Genomic DNA, 5141 nt, shown 5'->3' with positions numbered 1-5141 from the left:
GATTCACTATCGCTCCATTCAAAGTGTCATTGATCAAGACACTTGCTGTAGTGCCTCCTGTTCTACCATTGATGGAATCAAAGTCATCTGGATTCGCAAGTATCGGTGCTGCTTCCACAGTAACTGTTGCAATAGCCGTTGAACAATTACCTGGATTAAGATTTTCGCAGATGCTGTATTCTAGCTCATAAGTGCCTGCTGGGGTGTTTGCTGCAATGGTAATTGTTCCATTTGCATTGAGCGTCAATTCAGAATCTCCATCTACCAAGCTCAAAGTAACATCAGCTGGATTCACTATCGCTCCATTCAAAGTGTCATTGATCAAGACACTTGCTGTAGTGCCTCCTGTTCTACCATTGATGGAATCAAAGTCATCTGGATTCGCAAGTATCGGTGCTGCTTCCACAGTAACTGTCGCAATAGCCGTTGAACAATTGCTAGGGTTAAGATTCTCACAAATCCTGTATTCTAGCTCGTAAGTGCCTGCTGGGGTGTTTGGTGCAATGGATATTGTTCCATTTGCGTTCAACGTCAATTCAAAATCTCCATCTACCAAGCTCAAAGTAATATCTACTGGATTCACTTGAATACCATTCAAAGTGTCATTGATCAAAACGCTCGCTGTAGTGCCTCCTATTCTGCCATTGATGGAATCAAAGTCATCTGGATTCGCAACTATCGGAGCAGCTTCCACAGTAACTGTTGCAATAGCTGTTGAACAGTTGCTTGGGTTAAGATTCTCACAAATCCTGTATTCTAGCTCATAAGTACCTGCTGGGGTGTTTGGTGCAATGGATATTGTTCCATTTGCATTGAGTGTCAATTCTGAATCTCCATCTACCAAGCTCAAAGTAACATCAGCTGGATTCACTGGAGTACCATTCAAGGTATCGTTGATAAAGACACTTGCTGTGGTGCCTCCTGTTCTGCCATTGACGGAATCAAAATCATCTGGATTCGCAAGTATCGGTGCTGCTTCCACAGTAACTGTTGCAATGGCTGTTGAACAGTTACCCGAATTAAGATTCTCACAAATCCTGTATTCTAGCTCGTAAGTGCCTGCTGGGGTGTTTGCTGCAATGGATATTGTACCATTTGCGTTCAACGTCAATGGAGATGATGGGTCAGGATCCACCTGAGTCAAAGTAACATCAGTTGGATTCACTATCGCTCCATTCAAAGTGTCATTGATCAAAACGCTCGCTGTAGTGCCTCCTATTCTGCCATTGATGGAATCAAAGTCATCTGGATTCGCAAGTATCGGTGCTGCTTCCACAGTAACTGTTGCAATGGCCGTTGAACAGTTGCCCGAATTAAGATTCTCACAAATCCTGTATTCTAGCTCATAAGTGCCTGCTGGAGTGTTTGGCGCAATGGTTATTGTTCCATTTGCATTGAGCGTCAATTCTGAATCTCCATCTACCAAGCTCAAAGTAACATCAGCTGGATTCACTATCGCTCCATTCAAGGTATCGTTGATCAAGACACTTGCTGTAGTGCCTCCTGTTCTGCCATTGACGGAATCAAAATCATCTGGATTCGCAAGTATCGGTGCTGCTTCCACAGTAACTGTTGCAATGGCTGTTGAACAATTACCCGAATTAAGATTCTCACAAATCCTGTATTCTAGCTCATAAGTGCCTGCTGGGGTGTTTGGTGCAATGGATATTGTACCATTTGCGTTCAACGTCAATGGAGATGATGGGTCAGGATCCACCTGAGTCAAAGTAACATCAGTTGGATTCACTATCGCTCCATTCAAGGTATCGTTGATCAAGACACTTGCTGTGGTGCCTCCTGTTCTGCCATTGATGGAATCAAAGTCATCTGGATTCGCAACTATCGGAGCAGCTTCCACAGTAACTGTTGCAATAGCCGTTGAACAGTTGCCCGAATTAAGATTTTCGCAAATCCTGTATTCTAGCTCATAAGTGCCTGCTGGGGTGTTTGCTGCAATGGATATTGTTCCATTTGCGTTCAACGTCAATGGAGATGATGGATCTGGATCCACCTGAGTCAAAGTAACATCGGTTGGATTCACTGGAGTACCATTCAAAGTGTCATTGATCAAAACGCTCGCTGTAGTGCCTCCTATTCTGCCATTGATGGAATCAAAGTCATCTGGATTCGCAACTATCGGTGCTGCTTCCACAGTAACTGTTGCAATGGCTGTTGAACAATTGCTTGGGTTAAGATTCTCACAAATGCTGTATTCTAGCTCGTAAGTACCTGCTGGGGTGTTTGCTGCAATAGTTATTGTTCCATTTGCATTGAGCGTCAATGGAGATGATGGATCTGGATCCACCTGAGTCAAAGTAACATCCGCAGGATTCACTATCGCTCCATTCAAGGTATCGTTGATCAAAACGCTCGCTGTAATGCCTCCTATTCTGCCATTGATGGAATCAAAGTCATCTGGATTCGCAAGTATCGATGCTGCTTCCACAGTAACTGTTGCAATAGCCGTTGAACAGTTGCTTGGATTAAGATTCTCACAAATCCTGTATTCTAACTCATAAGTGCCTGCTAGGGTGTTTGCTGCAATGGTTATTGTTCCATTTGCATTGAGTGTCAATTCAGAATCTCCATCTACCAAGCTTAAAGTAACATCCGCAGGATTCACTATCGCTCCATTCAAAGTGTCATTGATCAAGACACTTGCTGTGGTGCCTCCTACTCTGCCATTGATGGAATCAAAGTCATCTGGATTCGCAAGTATCGGTGCTGCTTCCACAGTAACTGTTGCAATAGCCGTTGAACAGTTACCTGGATTAAGATTCTCACAAATCCTGTATTCTAGCTCATAAGTGCCTGCTGGGGTGTTTGGTGCAATGGATATTGTACCATTTGCATTGAGCGTCAATTCTGAATCTCCATCTACCAAGCTCAAAGTAATATCTGCTGGATTCACTATCGCTCCATTCAAGGTATCGTTGATCAAAACGCTCGCTGTGGTGCCTCCTACTCTGCCATTGATGGAATCAAAGTCATCTGGATTCGCAAGTATCGGTGCTGCTTCCACAGTAACTGTTGCAATAGCCGTTGAACAGTTGCTTGGGTTAAGATTCTCACAAATCCTGTATTCTAACTCATAAGTGCCTGCTGGGGTGTTTGGTAAAACTGATATTGTACCATTTGCATTGAGTGTCAATTCAGAATCTCCATCTACCAAGCTCAAAGTAACATCAGTTGGATTCACTATCGCTCCATTCAAAGTGTCATTGATCAAAACGCTCGCTGTAGTGCCTCCTATTCTGCCATTGATAGAATCAAAGTTGTCAGGGTTCGCAACTATCGGTGCTGCTTCCACAGTAACTGTTGCAATGGCCGTTGAACAGTTGCCCGAATTAAGATTCTCACAAATCCTGTATTCTAGTTCATAAGTGCCTGCTGGGGTGTTTGGTGCAATGGATATTGTTCCATTTGCGTTCAACGTCAATGGAGATGATGGGTCAGGATCCACCTGAGTCAAAGTAACATCGGTTGGATTCACTGGAGTACCATTCAAAGTGTCATTGATCAAAACGCTCGCTGTAGTGCCTCCTATTCTGCCATTGATGGAATCAAAGTTGTCAGGGTTCGCAAGTATCGGTGCTGCTTCCACAGTAACTGTTGCAATAGCCGTTGAACAGTTGCCCGAATTAAGATTCTCACAAATCCTGTATTCTAGCTCGTAAGTGCCTGCTGGGGTGTTTGGTGCAATGGATATTGTTCCATTTGCATTGAGTGTCAATTCAGAATCTCCATCTACCAAGCTCAAAGTAACATCCGCAGGATTCACTATCGCTCCATTCAAAGTATCATTGATCAAGACACTTGCTGTAGTGCCTCCTATTCTGCCATTGATGGAATCAAAGTCATCTGGATTCGCAAGTATCGGTGCTGCTTCCACAGTAACTGTTGCAATGGCCGTTGAACAGTTACCTGAATTAAGATTCTCGCAGATGCTGTATTCTAGCTCATAAGTGCCTGCTGGAGTGTTTGGCGCAATGGTTATTGTTCCATTTGCATTGAGTGTCAATTCTGAATCTCCATCTACCAAGCTCAAAGTAACATCTGCTGGATTCACTTGAATACCATTCAAAGTGTCATTGATCAAGACACTTGCTGTAGTGCCTCCTATTCTGCCATTGATAGAATCAAAGTCATCTGGATTCGCAAGTATCGGTGCTGCTTCCACAGTAACTGTTGCAATGGCTGTTGAACAGTTGCTTGGGTTAAGATTCTCACAAATCCTGTATTCTAGCTCATAAGTGCCTGCTGGGGTGTTTGCTGCAATAGTTATTGTTCCATTTGCATTGAGCGTCAATGGAGATGATGGGTCAGGATCCACCTGAGTCAAAGTAACATCGGTAGGATTCACTTGAATACCATTCAAAGTGTCATTGATAAAGACACTTGCTGTAGTGCCTCCTGTTCTACCATTGATGGAATCAAAGTCATCTGGATTCGCAACTATCGGAGCAGCTTCCACAGTAACTGTTGCAATAGCCGTTGAACAATTACCCGGATTAAGATTTTCGCAGATGCTGTATTCTAGCTCATAAGTGCCTGCTGGGGTGTTTGCTGCAATGGTAATTGTTCCATTTGCATTGAGCGTCAATTCAGAATCTCCATCTACCAAGCTCAAAGTAACATCAGCTGGATTCACTATCGCTCCATTCAAAGTGTCATTGATCAAGACACTTGCTGTAGTGCCTCCTGTTCTGCCATTGATAAGATTGAAACTATCGTTAATAGAAACCAGAACATTAACTGGAACTGGCGTCGTCGTTGAGGTATTGTTGCCCAGAGTTGGGTCTTGTGTTGTACTTGTGATCGTAGCCGTATTGCCATAATCTCCTGTCGCTAAAACTGTCGCTGTGATCTCCAATGTCGCATTAGCCCCATCTGCCAAGTCTCCTATCGTCCAAGTAATCAAGCCTGCTGATTCGCTCGTCGAGGTACCTCCATTGTCTGATACATATGCATAGCCAGAGGGCAACTGGTCAGTTACTACTACGCCTGTTGCTGAACTTGGTCCTGCATTGCTTGCTGTTAAGGTAAAGACAACATTGCTGCCTACATTCGGTGTCGCACTGCTGGATGTTTTCTCAATGCCAACATTCGCCTGTGGTACTGGAACTGGCGTCGTCGTTGAG

1 pseudogene is annotated in these 5141 nt (G+C 43.9%); it reads right to left on the bottom strand.

Features of this window, described 5'->3' with window-relative positions:
• Positions 1 to 5141, bottom strand: a pseudogene (locus MM214_RS18775) (DUF11 domain-containing protein); the annotation flags it as partial.

It is taken from the genome of Belliella kenyensis (assembly GCF_022549675.1).
GTDB lineage: Bacteria > Bacteroidota > Bacteroidia > Cytophagales > Cyclobacteriaceae > Belliella > Belliella kenyensis.
The sequence above is the reverse complement of the archived record's forward strand: the minus strand, read 5'-3'. Positions and strand labels throughout refer to the sequence as shown.